The sequence below is a fragment of the Candidatus Pelagibacter sp. HIMB1493 genome, assembly GCF_052047995.1.
Taxonomy (GTDB): Bacteria; Pseudomonadota; Alphaproteobacteria; order Pelagibacterales; family Pelagibacteraceae; genus Pelagibacter.
Genome location: NZ_JBNAIP010000001.1, coordinates 1 through 15,221 on the forward strand (window position 1 = coordinate 1; position 15,221 = coordinate 15,221).

Annotated in this window: 19 protein-coding genes, 1 tRNA gene and 1 rRNA gene; 9 read left to right on the plus strand and 12 right to left on the minus strand. The window is 28.1% G+C overall.

Translation table 11 applies throughout. The features are described from left to right. A partial coding sequence (locus tag ACTTBK_RS00005; protein WP_440618046.1) for a hypothetical protein occupies positions 1–476 on the minus strand: 476 nt, incomplete at its 3' end. A 644-nt stretch (positions 477–1,120) separates the two neighbouring features. Between ACTTBK_RS00005 and rrf the strand changes: the two genes are divergently transcribed. The 9 genes from rrf (at position 1,121) to ACTTBK_RS00050 (ending at position 6,922) form a co-directional block, all read left to right on the plus strand. Continuing rightward, positions 1,121–1,235 (plus strand): 5S ribosomal RNA (rrf, locus tag ACTTBK_RS00010). A 56-nt stretch (positions 1,236–1,291) separates the two neighbouring features. After that, positions 1,292–2,281: a UDP-glucose 4-epimerase GalE gene (gene galE, locus ACTTBK_RS00015; protein WP_440618047.1), complete on the plus strand. Its 990-nt coding sequence runs from the start codon at positions 1,292–1,294 to the stop codon at positions 2,279–2,281. Next, positions 2,254–3,165: an NAD-dependent epimerase/dehydratase family protein gene (locus ACTTBK_RS00020; RefSeq protein WP_440618048.1), complete on the plus strand. Its 912-nt coding sequence runs from the start codon at positions 2,254–2,256 to the stop codon at positions 3,163–3,165. Before galE ends, ACTTBK_RS00020 begins: the two co-directional genes overlap by 28 nt. Further along, complete coding sequence (ykgO, locus tag ACTTBK_RS00025) at positions 3,162–3,287, plus strand: type B 50S ribosomal protein L36 (protein ID WP_008545413.1); 126 nt, start codon at positions 3,162–3,164, stop codon at positions 3,285–3,287. The genes ACTTBK_RS00020 and ykgO overlap by 4 nt, the downstream gene beginning before the upstream one ends. Positions 3,288–3,291: 4 nt before the next feature. Next, the gene (locus ACTTBK_RS00030) at positions 3,292–3,402 is read left to right on the plus strand and encodes an aa3-type cytochrome c oxidase subunit IV (RefSeq protein WP_440618049.1); all 111 of its coding nucleotides are present in this window, start codon (positions 3,292–3,294) and stop codon (positions 3,400–3,402) included. A 16-nt stretch (positions 3,403–3,418) separates the two neighbouring features. After that, positions 3,419–4,507 (plus strand): Re/Si-specific NAD(P)(+) transhydrogenase subunit alpha, encoded by a 1,089-nt coding sequence (locus ACTTBK_RS00035; protein WP_440618050.1) that lies wholly within the window; start codon positions 3,419–3,421, stop codon positions 4,505–4,507. Positions 4,508–4,511: 4 nt separating this feature from the next. Beyond that, on the plus strand, positions 4,512–4,820 hold the full coding sequence (locus ACTTBK_RS00040; RefSeq protein ID WP_440618051.1) for a proton-translocating transhydrogenase family protein: 309 nt from the start codon (positions 4,512–4,514) through the stop codon (positions 4,818–4,820). Between the two features lie 3 nt (positions 4,821–4,823). Then, complete coding sequence (locus ACTTBK_RS00045) at positions 4,824–6,218, plus strand: NAD(P)(+) transhydrogenase (Re/Si-specific) subunit beta (protein ID WP_440618052.1); 1,395 nt, start codon at positions 4,824–4,826, stop codon at positions 6,216–6,218. 5 nt (positions 6,219–6,223) lie between these two features. Further along, positions 6,224–6,922 carry a transaldolase family protein gene (locus ACTTBK_RS00050; RefSeq protein WP_440618053.1) on the plus strand — a complete coding sequence of 233 codons (699 nt, stop codon included), beginning with the start codon at positions 6,224–6,226 and terminating at the stop codon, positions 6,920–6,922. Between the two features lie 6 nt (positions 6,923–6,928). Here the strand turns inward: ACTTBK_RS00050 and ACTTBK_RS00055 are convergent. The 11 genes from ACTTBK_RS00055 to tkt form a co-directional block, all read right to left on the minus strand. Next, a tRNA-Met gene (locus ACTTBK_RS00055) sits at positions 6,929–7,005 on the minus strand. 6 nt (positions 7,006–7,011) lie between these two features. Next, entirely contained in the window at positions 7,012–7,206 is a 195-nt protein-coding gene (gene rpsU, locus ACTTBK_RS00060; RefSeq protein WP_075484443.1) for a 30S ribosomal protein S21, read from the minus strand. Positions 7,207–7,269: 63 nt separating this feature from the next. After that, positions 7,270–7,851, minus strand: coding sequence for a cell cycle transcriptional regulator TrcR (locus ACTTBK_RS00065; protein ID WP_440618054.1), 582 nt, complete (start codon positions 7,849–7,851; stop codon positions 7,270–7,272). Next, positions 7,852–8,082: a 50S ribosomal protein L31 gene (gene rpmE, locus ACTTBK_RS00070; RefSeq protein ID WP_440618055.1), complete on the minus strand. Its 231-nt coding sequence runs from the start codon at positions 8,080–8,082 to the stop codon at positions 7,852–7,854. Positions 8,083–8,117: 35 nt separating this feature from the next. Beyond that, the gene (locus tag ACTTBK_RS00075; protein WP_440618056.1) at positions 8,118–8,858 is read right to left on the minus strand and encodes an inositol monophosphatase family protein; all 741 of its coding nucleotides are present in this window, start codon (positions 8,856–8,858) and stop codon (positions 8,118–8,120) included. 1 nt (position 8,859) lies between these two features. Continuing rightward, entirely contained in the window at positions 8,860–9,420 is a 561-nt protein-coding gene (efp, locus tag ACTTBK_RS00080) for an elongation factor P (RefSeq protein ID WP_440618057.1), read from the minus strand. Then, entirely contained in the window at positions 9,417–10,031 is a 615-nt protein-coding gene (gene thiE, locus ACTTBK_RS00085) for a thiamine phosphate synthase (protein WP_440618058.1), read from the minus strand. Before thiE ends, efp begins: the two co-directional genes overlap by 4 nt. Beyond that, complete coding sequence (locus tag ACTTBK_RS00090; protein ID WP_440618059.1) at positions 10,018–11,028, minus strand: class I fructose-bisphosphate aldolase; 1,011 nt, start codon at positions 11,026–11,028, stop codon at positions 10,018–10,020. Before ACTTBK_RS00090 ends, thiE begins: the two co-directional genes overlap by 14 nt. Position 11,029: 1 nt before the next feature. Beyond that, positions 11,030–12,205, minus strand: a complete 1,176-nt coding sequence (locus ACTTBK_RS00095; RefSeq protein WP_440618060.1) for a phosphoglycerate kinase — start codon at positions 12,203–12,205, stop codon at positions 11,030–11,032. Next, positions 12,205–13,212, minus strand: coding sequence for a type I glyceraldehyde-3-phosphate dehydrogenase (gap, locus tag ACTTBK_RS00100; RefSeq protein WP_440618061.1), 1,008 nt, complete (start codon positions 13,210–13,212; stop codon positions 12,205–12,207). The genes ACTTBK_RS00095 and gap overlap by 1 nt, the downstream gene beginning before the upstream one ends. A gap of 2 nt (positions 13,213–13,214) precedes the next feature. After that, complete coding sequence (gene tkt / locus ACTTBK_RS00105) at positions 13,215–15,173, minus strand: transketolase (RefSeq protein WP_440618062.1); 1,959 nt, start codon at positions 15,171–15,173, stop codon at positions 13,215–13,217. Positions 15,174–15,221 lie beyond the last annotated feature (48 nt).

Sequence of the window (15,221 nt, forward strand, 5' to 3'; positions counted from 1 at the left end):
GTTTTTGTATTTAAAATATATCCCTCTTGTTGAATTATTTTATCTAAGTCTATTAATTCAGAATAAATTAAAATTGGAAATTCAAACCACAAACTGAAAAATATTAGAATTAAAATAGCATAACTAATTTTTTTATATATGTTTTTCTTTAAATTAGTAAAAATTAATGGCAATAAATATGCGCAATAAATAAATCTATAGTCAAAAGAATCACTTAAAAAAAAACTAGTAGTTAAAATTGTACTTCCAATAATGAAAAAATTTGTTTCAATATTGTAGTTTTCAATTTGAATATTTTTTTTTAATTTTGTTTGAAGAAAAAATATTGCAATTAAGAAAATATATTTAAAATAATAAAAAATTTTAATGTTTTCATTGAAATTAAAATTAATTAAATGAAATATTGAATTAGACGAATAGGCTAATTTAATATTTGGTTGTAAATTCTTACTTATAAGATTTATCTCGTCTGTCATAGTAAAAATTAAGAATAATAATGACAAAGAGCTTACCAATTTAACAATTTTATTTAATTTTAAAAAAAACAAATATTTGAAAATTAATACAAATGGATAAATTTTTAGACATGTGGAAATTAACAAAGGAATAACTGAAAAATTTTTAAATTTTGAGAAACATAAATGTGCAAATATAAATAGAATTACAAAAATTATAATCTCATTATTGCCCCTCTGAAAAAGTAAAATCGTAGTTGGTGAAAAAACAAACAAATAATAAAGTAAATTTTTATTTTTCATTAATAATTGAAAAATAAATAAAGAAATAATAATAGGTATATAGATCAAAAAATAGAAATTGTTTTTTAAAATATCTGAAATATAAAGCCATATTTTTGGATAAATAAATGGTACTTCAAATAAATTTTTACAAATATTGATGGAAACTTTTGCAAGTTCATTCTTCAAACAATTATTATAATTGCTAATATATTTCCAATCTTGAAATAATTCTCCACCATATACTGGATAGAATTTCCAAATTTCAAAATATTGAAATAATGATAAAATAACCAGGATAAGTAAAATATTTACTAAATTCTTTTTGGAAAGCATTTAAATTATGGTTTACAATCTTAATATTTATGTGTAAAGGATGTATGCCTGGTGATTATTGCGAAAGTGTAATACCCGATCCCATTTCGAACTCGGAAGTCAAGCCTTTCAGCGCCGATGGTACTTTGTCTTAAGATATGGAAGAGTAGGACATTGCCAGGCATGATCCTTCAATGTTTATCCACACTTTCAAATACATTATTATATAGTCAGAATTAATGTTAAAAAAAAATATACTAGTTACTGGTGGAGCAGGATATATTGGAAGTCATGTTGTCAATTTGTTGATTGAAAAAGGTTATAATATAACTGTTATAGATAGTCTGATAACAGGATCAAAAAAATTAGTTAATAAAAGAGCTGATTTTTTTAAATGTGATGTGAGTAATAATAAAAAAGTTTCGAAAATTTTAAAGAAAAAAAAATTTAATATTGTACTTCATTTTGCAGGATTAATAAGAGTTGATGAATCAATAAAAAAACCTAAAAAATATTTTCTCTTCAATTTTGAAAAATCAAAAATTTTTTTTGAAAATTGCATCAATCACAATATAAAAAAAATAATATTTTCATCAACCGCTTCATTATATGGAAACACAAAAAAAAAAATAATTTCAGAAAAAGATGAGATTAAACCAATAAATCCATACGCAGAAAGTAAGCTTAAATTTGAAAATTATTTAGTTAAAAAAAGTAAATCCCATAACTTAAAATTTATAATATTAAGATATTTTAATGTTGCTGGAGCTGATAAAAAATTAAGATCTGGGTTAATATCGAAGTATTCTACTCACTTAATTAAAATTGCGTGCGAAGTTGCAACAGGAAAAAGAAAGACTTTAATAGTGAATGGCTCAAATTACAATACACCAGATGGAACTCCAATTAGAGATTATATTCATGTATCAGATCTAGCTGACATACATTATATATGCGCGAAATATTTATTAAAAGATGGATCATCTCAAATTTTTAATTGTGGTTATGGAAAAGGGTACTCAGTTATTGAAGTTATTAATGCAATGAATAAAATTTTAAAAAGAAAAATACCTTACGAAATTGGACCAAGAAGAGATGGAGATGTTGAACAAATCATTGCTGATACAAAAAAGTTTAATAAATTTTTTTCTTGGCATCCAAAAAATAATTCATTAAAAAAAATAATTAATACAGCTCTAGCATGGGAAAAGATATTAAAAAAAAAATAAAAAAAATTTTAGTTGTAACTGGTGGTGCAGGTTTTGTTGGATCAAACTTAATCGAATTATTACTTAAAAAAACTAAATATGATATAATTTCAATAGATAATTATTCTAGTGGTAGTAAGCAAAATCATTTTGAATCAAATAGGGTTAAATACATTACAGGTAATACAAAAAATATAAGTTTATATTTAAATAAATTTAAAAAAAAAATTGTTACCGTTTTTCATTTTGGAGAATTTTCTAGAATATATCAAAGTTTTCTGAAGTTTGATGAGTGCTACAAATCAAATACAATTGGTACTCAAGCTGTTTTTAAGTTCTGTTTAGATAATAGAATAAAAATAATTTATTCAGCTACTTCTGCCAGCCTAGGTAATAATGGTAATGATAAAAATTTATCTCCTTATGCATTTTCTAAATCAAAAAATCTAGAATTATTGGAAAATTTACGAAAATGGTTTAATTTAAAATTTGAAATTATTTATTTTTATAATGTTTATGGGCCTAGACATATTCAAAAAGGGGATATGGCTACTGTAATTGGTATATTCGAAAATAATTATAAAAAAAAAAAACCATTACCAGTTGTAAAACCTGGATCACAAACCAGAAGATTTACTCATATTAATGATACAGTTAATATTTGTTATGAAGCTTGGAAAAATAAAAAATGTTGTCATTACAGTATTTCTCACAAGAAATACTACTCTATTATAGAGGTTGCTAAAATGTTTAATTCTAGAATTAAATTTTTAAAATCTAGGCCTGGTGAAAGGTACGCCTCAGCTCTAACAAAGATTTCACAGGGTAAAAATATAATACAAAGATTTGGAAGAATAAATTTGAAAGATTATGTAACTTCGTTTATAGAAGGTACAAAATTATGAAAATAAAAAGCTCATTAAAATCGATTAAAAAAAGAGATTTAAACTCCAAGCTTGTTAGAAGAAGAGGAAGAGTTTATGTAATTAATAAAACGAACCCGAAATTTAAAGCAAGACAAAAATAATTTTATGGACAATGAAAACCATAAAAATACCTGGAATAACTTTACTAAATTTGTTTTATGGGGAACAATTGCTGTAATTACTATTCTAGTTTTGATGGCAGTATTTCTTCTATAAAATTTTTAATTTTTTGATGAATTTAGCTTCGCTTTTAGAAAACCAAAATACTGAGAAGAGAATTGCGATTACTCCAGAAATTGCAAAAAAATATATTAGTTTAGGATTTAATTTAACTTTAAAAAATAATTATGGAAATCATTTAGGTTTTAGTGATGAAGATTATAAGAATTTAGGAGTTAATATTTTAGATAGTGAAAATGAAATAATTAAAAATTCTGATATTGTTATTCAATTAGGATTACCAGATGAAGAAAAGTTGTCATTATTTAAAGAAAACCAAACTTTGATTGGTTCATTAAATGCTATTTTAAACAAAGAAAAATTAGATAATTTAAAATCAAAAAAAATAAACTGTTTTTCACTAGAATTGTTACCACGAATAACAAGAGCCCAATCAATGGACATTCTATCTTCACAAGCTAATCTTGCAGGCTATAAAGCTGTCGTAGAAGCTTTCCAAGTTTATGAAAGAGCAATTCCGATGATGATGACTGCAGCTGGAACTATTCCTGCGGCAAAAGTATTAGTTGTTGGAGCAGGTGTTGCAGGATTGCAGGCAATCGCAACTGCTAAAAGAATGGGGGCAGTAGTATTTGCAACAGATGTAAGAATGGCATCTAAAGAACAAGTTGAAAGTTTAGGTGGTAAATTTTTAACTGTTGAAGGTTCTGAGAATTTAGAAACAGAGGGTGGCTACGCAAAGGAAGCTTCAGATGAATTTAAAAAGAAACAGGAAGAATTATTGACTGAGACTTTAAAAAAAATTGATATCATCATTTGCACAGCCTTAATTCCAGGCAGAGAAGCACCTAAAATTATAAAAGAAGAAATGTTCAAAAACCTTCAATCGGGCTCAGTTGTTTATGATTTGGCAGCTATTCAAGGAGGAAATACAGTTTTTACTGAAGTTGATAAAATTGTTGAAAAAAATGGGGTTAAAATTTTAGGGGAGGCAAATATATTAAATAAATTACCTGTATCAGCTTCTAATTTGTATGCGAAAAATGTATTTAATTTTATCTCTAATTTATATGATAAAGAAAATAAGAAAATAAATATTAATTTAGAGGATGAAATAATAGAGAAAACACTTATTAAGTAGTAGTATGGAAATAGATCCTTTTATATTCAGATTAAGTATATTCATATTATCAATATTTGTTGGATATTATGTTGTGTGGAGTGTAACCCCGTCATTACATACACCATTGATGTCAGTAACTAATGCAATTTCATCAGTAATCATTGTTGGTGCAATAATTGCAGCCATGTCAGGAGGTGATAGTGTTGTTTTTTCATCATCTAGTATTTACGGATTTTTGGCAATTATTTTAGCAGCAGTTAATATTTTTGGTGGTTTTTTAGTCACCCAAAGAATGTTGGCTATGTATAAAAAAAAGAAAAAGGATAAATAATTAATGTCTGCAAATTTATCTGCAATTTTATATTTAGTATCAGGAGTGTTATTTATTTTAGCTTTAAGAGGTTTATCGTCCCCAGAAACTTCAAGACAAGGAAATTTATATGGAATAATTGGAATGGTTATTGCTGTAACAGTCACATTCCTGTCTGTTGGTAATTTTAGCTCTGGATTTATATATGTTTTAATTTTTTTAGCTATTGGCGGCAGCATTGGAGCATTCATAGCATATCGTATACCTATGACTGCAATGCCAGAATTAGTTGCGGGTTTTCATAGTTTAGTTGGTTTAGCTGCAGTATTTGTTGCAATCTCAGCATTTATAAATCCTGCAGCCTTTAATCTCGGAACCCCTGGAAATATTAAGCTTGCAAGCTTAATTGAAATGGCGATAGGAGCAGCTGTTGGTGCGATTACTTTTTCTGGTTCAGTTATAGCTTTTTTAAAACTACAAGGAATAATGTCAGGTGCACCTATAACTTTTAAAGGTCAGCACTTATTAAATGCTTTGTTGTTAATATTTATTGTAATATTAACAATTTATCTTTGTTCGACACAATCATCTAATCTATTTTGGATATTAATTGCAATTTCTTTTTTAATAGGATTTTTAATTATAATTCCTATTGGTGGCGCAGATATGCCAGTTGTGATCTCAATGTTGAATTCTTACTCAGGTTGGGCTGCGGCTGGAATAGGATTTACTTTAGAAAATACAGCTTTGATTATTACAGGTGCATTGGTTGGATCATCTGGTGCAATACTTTCTTATATCATGTGTAAAGGGATGAATAGATCATTTTTTAATGTAATATTGGGTGGTTTTGGTGCTACAGACCTAACAGCTGGAGCTCAAACTAAAGAGCAAAGACCAGTAAAAAGTGGTAATGCAGACGATGCAGCTTTTTTAATGAAAAATGCTTCTTCCGTTATAATTGTTCCAGGATATGGAATGGCAGTTGCGCAAGCTCAACATGCTCTTAGAGAAATGGTAGATACGCTAAAAAAAAATGATATTAAGGTTTCATACGCTATTCATCCAGTTGCAGGACGAATGCCTGGACACATGAATGTATTATTGGCAGAAGCAAATGTGCCATATGATGAAGTATTCGAATTAGAGGAGATTAATAACGATTTTGCAAATGCAGATGTTGCATTTGTCATCGGTGCAAATGACGTAACTAATCCAGTCGCAAAAACAGATCCACAAAGCCCAATTTATGGAATGCCAGTTTTAGATGTGGAAAAATGTAAGTCAGTATTGTTTGTTAAAAGAAGTTTATCTCCTGGATATGCAGGAATTGATAATGATTTATTTTATAAAGAAAATACATTGATGTTATTTGCAGATGCAAAAAAAATGACTGAAGACATTACAAAGAATTTATAGATTCGATGAATACAAAAATTTTTTGTGATATTGCAGATTTATTTTCAATTAAAAAATTTAACAAGAAACAAATTGTAAAAGGATTTACAACAAATCCAAGCTTAATGAGAAAAGCTGGAGCAAAAGATTACAAATCATACTCCAAACAAATACTTAAAGTGTGTAAAAATAAACCAATTTCATTTGAAGTGTTTGCTGATGATCAAAAATCTATGATTGAACAAGGTAAAGAAATAAATACTTGGGGGAAAAATGTATACGTCAAAGTTCCAGTAGTTAATTCAAAAAATAAATTTTCAGGTAAAGTTATTAAAGAGCTAAATAGTAAAAATATTAAGTTGAATATAACAGCAGTATACACAGCCAAACAAACTTCAAAAATACTTAAAGTAATAAATAAAAAAACAAATGTAATTATATCTATTTTTGCTGGAAGAGCAGGAGATACTGGAAAAGATCCAATTCCAGAATTTGTTAAAAGTATAAAATTAGCAAAGAAATTTAAAAATGTAGAAATCTTATGGGCTAGTGTGAGAGAACCATATAATTTTTTGCAAGCTAAACAATTGGGATGTCATATAATTACTATCCCACCGACTTTAATTGAAAAAATTGAAAAGTTTGGCAAATCTTTTAATCAGCTAACTGTTGAAACAGTTAAAGCATTTTTAGTAGATAGCAAAAAATCTAATTTTAAATTATAATTAAATTGGTTGCGGGGGACGGATTTGAACCGCCGACCTTCAGGTTATGAGCCTGACGAGCTACCAGACTGCTCCACCCCGCGATATATTTAAATTCTATTCTTGAGTTTATTTAATTTTTTAACTCTTTTAATATTTTCTTGAAGAATTCTTTTTTTCTTTTCTGAGGGTTTTTCGTAAGTATTTTTTAATTTAATAACTTTAAAGAAACCGTCTCTTTGCAGTTTTCTTTTCAATACTCTTAATGCTTGTTCAACATTATTATCTTTAACTTCTATTTTAATAACTACCTCCAAAAAAGTGGTTTGTTATCACTTTTATTAATTTATGTCTATTAGATTTGTTCATTATATACCTGTTTGACTAACTTTATTTTGTTTTTCTTTTTCTTTTTTTTCTCTTTTAATTCTTCTTTCAGCTTTTTCTATTGCTTCTATTAGATCTTTTTGAGAAAATAAATTTAATGCTACAGGATCTTTTGGGTTTAGATTATTGTAATTCCAGTAACTTTTATTTCTTATAGAAGTTACAGAATTTTTTGTAATTCCAACCAATTTAGCTATTTGTGAATCTTTTAAAATATTATGTTGTCTAATAAGCCACAAAGCAGAATCTGGCTTATCTTGTCTTTTTGAAAGAGGGATATATTTTTTTATTTTCTTTTCATCATTTGAAATCTCAATATCACTACTTTTGATTTGTAGTGGTCTATGCTCATCTTTAGAAGATAATTCTATTTCCTCTCTTGAAAGTTGTCCTGAAATAATTGGATTGTAAGCTTTAATCCCTTTCGCAACTTCCCCATCTGCTATGCCTTGTATCTCTACTTCGTGTAGTTTGCAGAAATCAGCAATCTGTTTAAATGTTAGAGTTGTATTTTCTACTAACCAAACGGCAGTAGCCATTGGCATTAGAGGTGCATTTGACATTTAATTTTTCTTTTCTGATTTAAAGTTTTGAAATTTTTTATTAAATTTACTTATACGACCTTTATCCATTAATTTCTGTTTTCCACCCGTCCAAGCAGCGTGTGATTTTGGATCAATTTCTAGTTTAAGCAAATCACCCTCAGCACCCCAAGTTGATCTTGTTTCAAATTGTGTACCGTCAGTCATTTCTACTTTAATAGTATGATAGTTTGGATGAATATTTTTTTTCATGCCGAGACTTATAGCAAAAGAAATTTTTAAAACAATTAAAAGTTAACTAATTTTTCAAGCATTTTATCATTAATTGCACTACTTGAAGCTCTTATATCAATATTTTTTATATCAAATTTGTTAATTTCGTTAACTATTCCACCAGCCTCTTCAACCATCAAAGCACCAGCTGCAACATCCCAAATATTAATTTTATTATGAAAAAAACCATCAAGTCTTCCAGAGGCTACATATGCGAGATCAAGCGCTGCACATCCACTGCATCTCATATTTAGGTCAGTAAATTTTGTACCTTCATGATTACTTGAAAATAAACAATCTTCGGTAGAATTTTTTTTTGAAACTCTTAGTCTTTGATTATTAAGATATGCTCCCTTGTTTTTTTCAGAAAAAAACATTTCATCTTTTATTGGGTCAAAAATTAATCCACTAATAATTTCATTGTTAGAAATGTGAGCAATACAAATAGCAAAGTGTGGAATACCGTGAAGAAAATTAGTTGTCCCATCTATTGGGTCTATAATCCAAAAATTTTCCTTGTCCTTATTGTTTATCTTGCCAGTTTCTTCTGTTATAAAAGAGTAATTTTTTTTTGATCTAGACAATTCTTCTATTAAAATTTTTTCTACATTTTTATCTGTTTTTGTAACAAAATCGTAAGGTCCTTTTTTAGAAACTTGTAATTTTTCCACTTCGCCGAAATCTCTGATCACAGATTTAGAAGCTTTTTCAGCAGCCTTAATCATCAAGTTAAGATTTGAGGATATTGATATCATTTCAAATCTTTTTTACGTACTCTAAATTTCGAGTATCAACAATTACTTCGTCTCCTGCCTCTATAAACGGCGGAACTTGAATATTTAAACCATTATCTAGAGTTGCTGGTTTATAAGATGAAGATACAGTTTGACCTTTTAATGCCGCATCAGTAGTTTCTATTTTACACTGTACCTGATTTGGTAATTCAACTGAAATTGGATTTTCATTATAAAAACTTACGGATACTTCAAGATTTTCAGTTAATAATTTACCTTGTTCTCCAATAATTTCTTTTTTAATTTCAATTTGTTCAAAAGTTTTTGGTTCCATAAAAAAATAATTAGCATCATCTTCATACATATAATTATATTTGTTCTCATCTAGTGATGCTTTTTCTACAGTTTCGCTAGATCTAAATCTTTCATTTAGTTTAGTATTTTTACCAACACTTTTCATTTCTACTTGTGCAAATGCACCACCTTTTCCAGGTTTTACATGTTGTGTTTTTAGAACTTGCCAAAGATCATTTTTATATTCTAAGAGCATTCCAACTCTAATTTCACTTGCATTTATTTTCATATTAAACTTTCTATAGCTTCAGTAGGTTTGTATTTTTTATTATTCCAAATGTAGCCTGAGATAGCCAAAAAATTTGCATTGTTCAATAAAAGTTTTTTATAGTTCACATTTGTTATTCCACCAATGGCCACAATGGGCATATTTGTTAATTTCTTTACTTTATTTAAAGTAATTATATTTGATCTATATTTAGCCTTCTTTGTTTTTGTTGGAAAAAAAGCGCCAAATGCAATGTAACTAGCTTTATTTTTAATTGCCTCTTTTGCAAGTTTAATTGAGTTGTGGCATGTTATTCCAATAATTTTGTTTCCAATTATTTTTTTGGCCTCTTGAATATTTATATCTTTTTGCCCCAAATGACATCCATCAGCATTTAATTTTTTTGCAAGAATTGGATCATCGTTAACAATAAATTTTACATTATTATTTTTACATAATTGCTTAATTTTTTTTCCTATCAAAAATTTTTTTTTAAAAGAGTATTTTTTAAATCTCATTTGAAAAAAACTTATTTTACCTGATTTTAATACCTCATTAAGCATCTGGTAAAAATTCTTTGTTATTTTATTTGGAGAGATAAGATAAATAAATTTTTTTTTATTTATTCTCAAGATCGTTTTTCCATTTTCCTTGAGCAGCTAAAGTACACATTCTGGCTCTATGATTGAATACATCCTGTGTTTCGTTGGTTTTAGTGATGTCTTTAGACCAAAATTTAAGTGCACTTTGTTGTAAAGCTCGACCATATGAATAGGTCATTATAAAATTTGTATTATTGTTTTTGCTTATTAAATTTAGATTTTCTGTTGCCTCAACTTCAGATTGACCCCCTGACAAGAAAGCAATTCCCGGTACTTCTGTTGGTACTGTCTTTTTAAGACATTCAAGTGTTTTGTCTGAAACTTCTTCATTAGAGATCTTATTTTTTGAATTACTTCCAGCTAAAATCATATTTGGTTTTAATATGATCCCTGTTAAATCAATTTTATGTAAAATTAATTCTTCGAAGCACTTTTCTATAACTTCTGAAGTTTTTTCCAAACACTCATCTGCTGAATGATCACCATCCATTAAAACTTCTGGCTCTATTATAGGAACCATTTCACATTCTTGAACTAATGCGGCATATCTTGCAAGAGCATGTGCATTAGAATGAATTGCAATCCTGCTTGGATAGTTATTGCTGATTGAATAAACACCTCTCCATTTTGTAAATCTTGCACCAAGCTCATAGTATTTTTTTAATCTTTCTCTTAGCCCGTCTAGCCCTTCTGTAATTTTTTCATCTGGAGAGTTTGCTAAATTTTTTGCACCTGTATCTACTTTAATTCCTGGTAATGCTCCACTAGCATAGATTAATTCAGGAATTGATTTACCTAAATTTGAAATTTGGTTTATCGTTTCATCGTATAATATCACACCGCCGATACAATCTTTCATACTTTCTGAACTAAAAAGGGTTTCTCTAAAAGCGAGTCTGTTTTTTGGCGTAGATTCAACATTAACAGCCTCAAGTCTTTTTGTCATAGTTCCATTACTTTCGTCAGCAGCAAGTATTCCTTTGCCATTTAGAAGTATTTTAAGAGCTATTTTATTTAGTTCTGACATATCAATTTAAAGCGCTTATACCAGGAAGATCTTTTCCTTCAAGATATTCCAAAAATGCTCCACCTGCGGTTGAAACAAAATTAAATTCTTTAACAGCATTTAAAGAATTAATTAATGAAACGGTATCTCCACCACCTACAACAGAGTAAATTTTATCTTCTTTATTTTTTTCAACTATTTTTTTTGCAATTGCGGTACTTCCATTAGCAAAATTAGGATTTTCAAAATATCCAGCAGGACCATTCCATAATATGGTGTTTGTATTATCAATAATATTACATATACTTTCAATAGTTTTTGGACCTATATCCAAAATCATTTCATCTAATTTAATTTGATTCAATTCTTTAATTTTAGGCTGACCATTTAAATTATTTGCCACTATTACATCTTCTGGAAAAATTATATTACAATTTTTTTCTTTTGAATATGAGAGTATGTCATTAACTATAGAATTAACATTTTCTTCTTTAAGAGATTTTCCAATATTGTATCCATTGTGTTCAATTAAGTTATTCGCCATTGCGCCTACAATTATTATATTGTCAAATTTTGAAATTAAGTTTTTTATAATATTAATTTTAGTAGAAATTTTAGATCCTCCTATTATGCAAGTAACTGGTTTAGTTATGCTAGATGTAATTTTTTTTAATGCACTAATCTCTAAATCTAATTGTAACCCTGAAAAAGATTGTAAAAATTTTGAAATTTCACAAACAGATGCGTGTGCTCTATGTGAACATGAAAAAGCATCATTTACATAAATATCACCTAAGCTTGCTAAATGTTTTGCAAAATTAGTATCATTTTTTTCCTCATCTAGATAAAATCTAATATTTTCAATTAATAAAATTTTTTCATTAAAATTATCAAGCATATCTTTTTTTATCTCATAAATATTTTGTTCAATAAGTTTTATTTTTTCATTTAATTTTTTTTCTATATCTTTTTGAATTGGTTTTAACGAAAGATCTTTAATTACTTTTCCTTTAGGTCGACCAACATGAGATAAGATTATTATTTTTGAATTTTGCTCTAATAAAAATTCGATTGTTGGAAGAACTTTGTCTATTCTCGTTGTATCAGTTATCTCACCATTGTTAAGAGGGACATTTAAATCCAATCTTAAAATAACCTTTTTTCCTTGTAGGTTGGTTAGTTTGGAAACACTTTGCATTAAGAATTTTGATGAATAAATTCTGCAATATCACACATACGATTTGAAAAACCCCATTCATTATCATACCAGGCTGAAATTTTACCCATATTGTCTCCAACAACATTGGTAAGAGATCCATCAACAATCGCAGATGCAGGGTTATGATTAAAATCTATTGATACTAATTTTTCATGAGTGATTTCTAATACATTTTTAAGATTATTTTTTGATGCTAATTCAAATGATTGATTTATATTTTCTTTGTTGATATTTTTTTTTGTACAGAAAACTAATTCTACAAGTGAAACATTTGGGGTAGGTACTCTCATTGCAACTCCCTCTAATTTACCTTTCAAGCTAGGAATTATTTCGCCAATTGCTTTTGATGCACCAGTAGATGTTGGGACAATTGATTGACTCGCTGATCTTGCTCTTCTTGGGTCTTTATGAGAATTATCTAAAATTCTTTGATCACTAGTAAATGCGTGAATGGTAGTCATAAACCCTTTTTCAATTTCAAAATTTTCATTTAGTGTGTGTACAACTGGAGCCAAACAGTTTGTGGTGCATGATGCGGCTGAGATTATTTGGTCCTTACTGGTTATATCTTTTTCATTTACACCAAATACAATTGTTTTATCTGCGTTTTTACATGGCGCAGATACTATTACTTTTTTTGCTCCATTTTTAATATGAGCTAAAAGTTTTTCTTTAGAATTAAATTTTCCTGTACACTCAAAAACATAATCAACATCAAATTTTTTCCAGTCTATTTTTTCAATATTAGACTCCTGTGAAAATGTAATTTTTTCATTATTTATTATTAAGTGATTTTCATCAAAATCTAAATCAGCATAAAATCTACCATGAATTGAGTCATATTTTATTAATGTACAAGTAGTCTCAGAATTTGATCTATTGTTTATGTGTTGTATCTTTATTTTTTTATCTTGGCTTTCTATAATTGATCGAACTACCATTCGACCAATTCTACCCATTCCATTAATTCCAACTTTAATTGTCATAATTAATTTTTAATTAAATTTTTTGATTTGTTAGTTATATTTTCTTTTGTTAGTCCAAAATATTTATATATTTCTTTAAAAGGTGCACTTTTACCAAATTCATTAATTCCAAAATTTTTTCCATTTTCACCAACATACTTTTTCCAACAATCACTTGAACCAGCTTCTATAGAGATTTTATTTTTGGTTTCATTTAGTATTTTATTTCTATAAGTTTCACTTTGTTTATCAAAAAGCTCCATACAAGGTACTGAAATAACTTTAGAATAAATTTTTTCTTTAGCAAGTTTATGACTAGCCTCGATTGCAAGATTTACTTCTGAACCACTTGCTAAAATTGTTAATTTAATTTTCTTATTTGTTCTAAGCACCTCATAAGCACCAAGTGAACATTTATTATTTGAGGAATATTTTTTTCTGATTGGATCTAAATTTTGTCTTGTAAGAGACAGCACACTTGGAGTATTTGCAGTTTTTAATGCATGCTCCCAGCATTCAATTGTTTCAATTCTATCTGCAGGTCTAAAGACATTTAGGTTTGGAATTGATCTTAAACCAGATAATTGCTCAATTGGTTGATGTGTTGGCCCATCTTCACCTAAGCCAATTGAATCATGTGTCATCACATAAATAACTCTTTGTTGCATTAGAGCTGACAATCTTATCGATGGTTTGCAGTAATCAGAAAAAATTAAAAAAGTTCCACCATAAGGAATAAAATTGCTGTGGAGTGCTATTCCATTCATGACCCCACTCATTGCATGTTCCCTGACACCATAGTGAATATAATTTCCATCAAAATTTCCTGGTGTAATAATTTTATGTTTTTTTGTTTTTGTATTGTTAGATCCAGCCAAATCTGCAGAACCACCAATTAGATTATTATTTGAATTGGTTAATGCACTTAAAGTTAACTCAGAACATTTTCTTGTTGCTAGGCTTTTAGATTCTTTAATTGCAAGTTTCTTTTCTGAATTTAAAACATTTTTAAAGTTATTATTTTTGATTAGATTTAATTTTTTACTTTGTTTTTTAATTAATTTGTTCCATTTTTTTTCATTTAACTGACTCTTGCTTCCTATAGCTCTCCATTTGTTCAATAATTTATTTGGAATTTCAAAAGGTTTATATTTCCATTCAAGTACTTTTCTTACTAATTTAATTTCATCTAATCCTAAAGGGCTACCATGTGAAGACGATTTACCAGATTTATTTGGAGAACCATATCCAATTTTTGTTTTACAAGAAATTACTGTTGGTTTTTTTGCATTTTGAACTCTTTTTAAAGCGCTGTAAATTTGATTTTCATTATGACCATCAATTAATATGTAATCCCATCCATAGCTTTCAAATCTTTTTTTAAAATTGTCTGATACAGCAAGACTTGTTGGACCATCTATTGAAATGTTATTATTATCGAAAAGCATCACCAAATTTTTTAATTTTAAGTGACCAGCTAAACTCATTGCTTCGTGACTAATACCTTCCATCAAACAACCATCACCAGCTAGAACATAAGTTTTGTGATTAATTAGATTTTTACCTAACTTTTTTTTGAGTACTTCTTCAGCTATTGCGAATCCAACTGCATTTGCTATTCCCTGCCCAAGCGGACCAGTGGTTGTTTCAATTCCAGTTTTTGGATGATATTCTGGATGACCTGCACAAATAGAGTTTAGTTGTCTAAACTTTTTTATCGAATTTAACGAAATACTTTTATAACCAGTTAAATATAACAAGGAATAAAGAAGCATTGAACCATGCCCGGCTGATAAAACAAATCTATCTCTATTTATCCAATTTGGATTTTGCGGATTGAATTTTAAAAAATGCCTAAAAAGTACCGTTGCAACGTCCGCCATGCCCATTGGCATCCCAGGGTGACCAGAATTAGCTTTTTGAACTGCATCAATAGATAAAAATCTGATACAATTTGCTAAATCGTTATGTATTTTACTCAAAATTATCCTGACTAGACTAAGAAGATTCTATTTAATATTATAAGTATA

Coding starts and splice junctions, on each gene's coding strand:
- ACTTBK_RS00090 (WP_440618059.1), bottom strand. CDS start 11,028: ATGTCAGAACTAAATAAAATAGCTCTTAAAATACTTCTAAATGGCAAA.
- rpmE (WP_440618055.1), bottom strand. CDS start 8,082: ATGAAAAAAAATATTCATCCAAACTATCATACTATTAAAGTAGAAATG.
- ykgO (WP_008545413.1), top strand. CDS start 3,162: ATGAAAATAAAAAGCTCATTAAAATCGATTAAAAAAAGAGATTTAAAC.
- ACTTBK_RS00040 (WP_440618051.1), top strand. CDS start 4,512: ATGGAAATAGATCCTTTTATATTCAGATTAAGTATATTCATATTATCA.
- ACTTBK_RS00030 (WP_440618049.1), top strand. CDS start 3,292: ATGGACAATGAAAACCATAAAAATACCTGGAATAACTTTACTAAATTT.
- galE (WP_440618047.1), top strand. CDS start 1,292: ATGTTAAAAAAAAATATACTAGTTACTGGTGGAGCAGGATATATTGGA.
- ACTTBK_RS00050 (WP_440618053.1), top strand. CDS start 6,224: ATGAATACAAAAATTTTTTGTGATATTGCAGATTTATTTTCAATTAAA.
- ACTTBK_RS00095 (WP_440618060.1), bottom strand. CDS start 12,205: ATGCAAAGTGTTTCCAAACTAACCAACCTACAAGGAAAAAAGGTTATT.
- ACTTBK_RS00045 (WP_440618052.1), top strand. CDS start 4,824: ATGTCTGCAAATTTATCTGCAATTTTATATTTAGTATCAGGAGTGTTA.
- ACTTBK_RS00075 (WP_440618056.1), bottom strand. CDS start 8,858: ATGATATCAATATCCTCAAATCTTAACTTGATGATTAAGGCTGCTGAA.
- ACTTBK_RS00065 (WP_440618054.1), bottom strand. CDS start 7,851: ATGTCAAATGCACCTCTAATGCCAATGGCTACTGCCGTTTGGTTAGTA.
- ACTTBK_RS00035 (WP_440618050.1), top strand. CDS start 3,419: ATGAATTTAGCTTCGCTTTTAGAAAACCAAAATACTGAGAAGAGAATT.
- efp (WP_440618057.1), bottom strand. CDS start 9,420: ATGAAAATAAATGCAAGTGAAATTAGAGTTGGAATGCTCTTAGAATAT.
- gap (WP_440618061.1), bottom strand. CDS start 13,212: ATGACAATTAAAGTTGGAATTAATGGAATGGGTAGAATTGGTCGAATG.
- ACTTBK_RS00020 (WP_440618048.1), top strand. CDS start 2,254: ATGGGAAAAGATATTAAAAAAAAAATAAAAAAAATTTTAGTTGTAACT.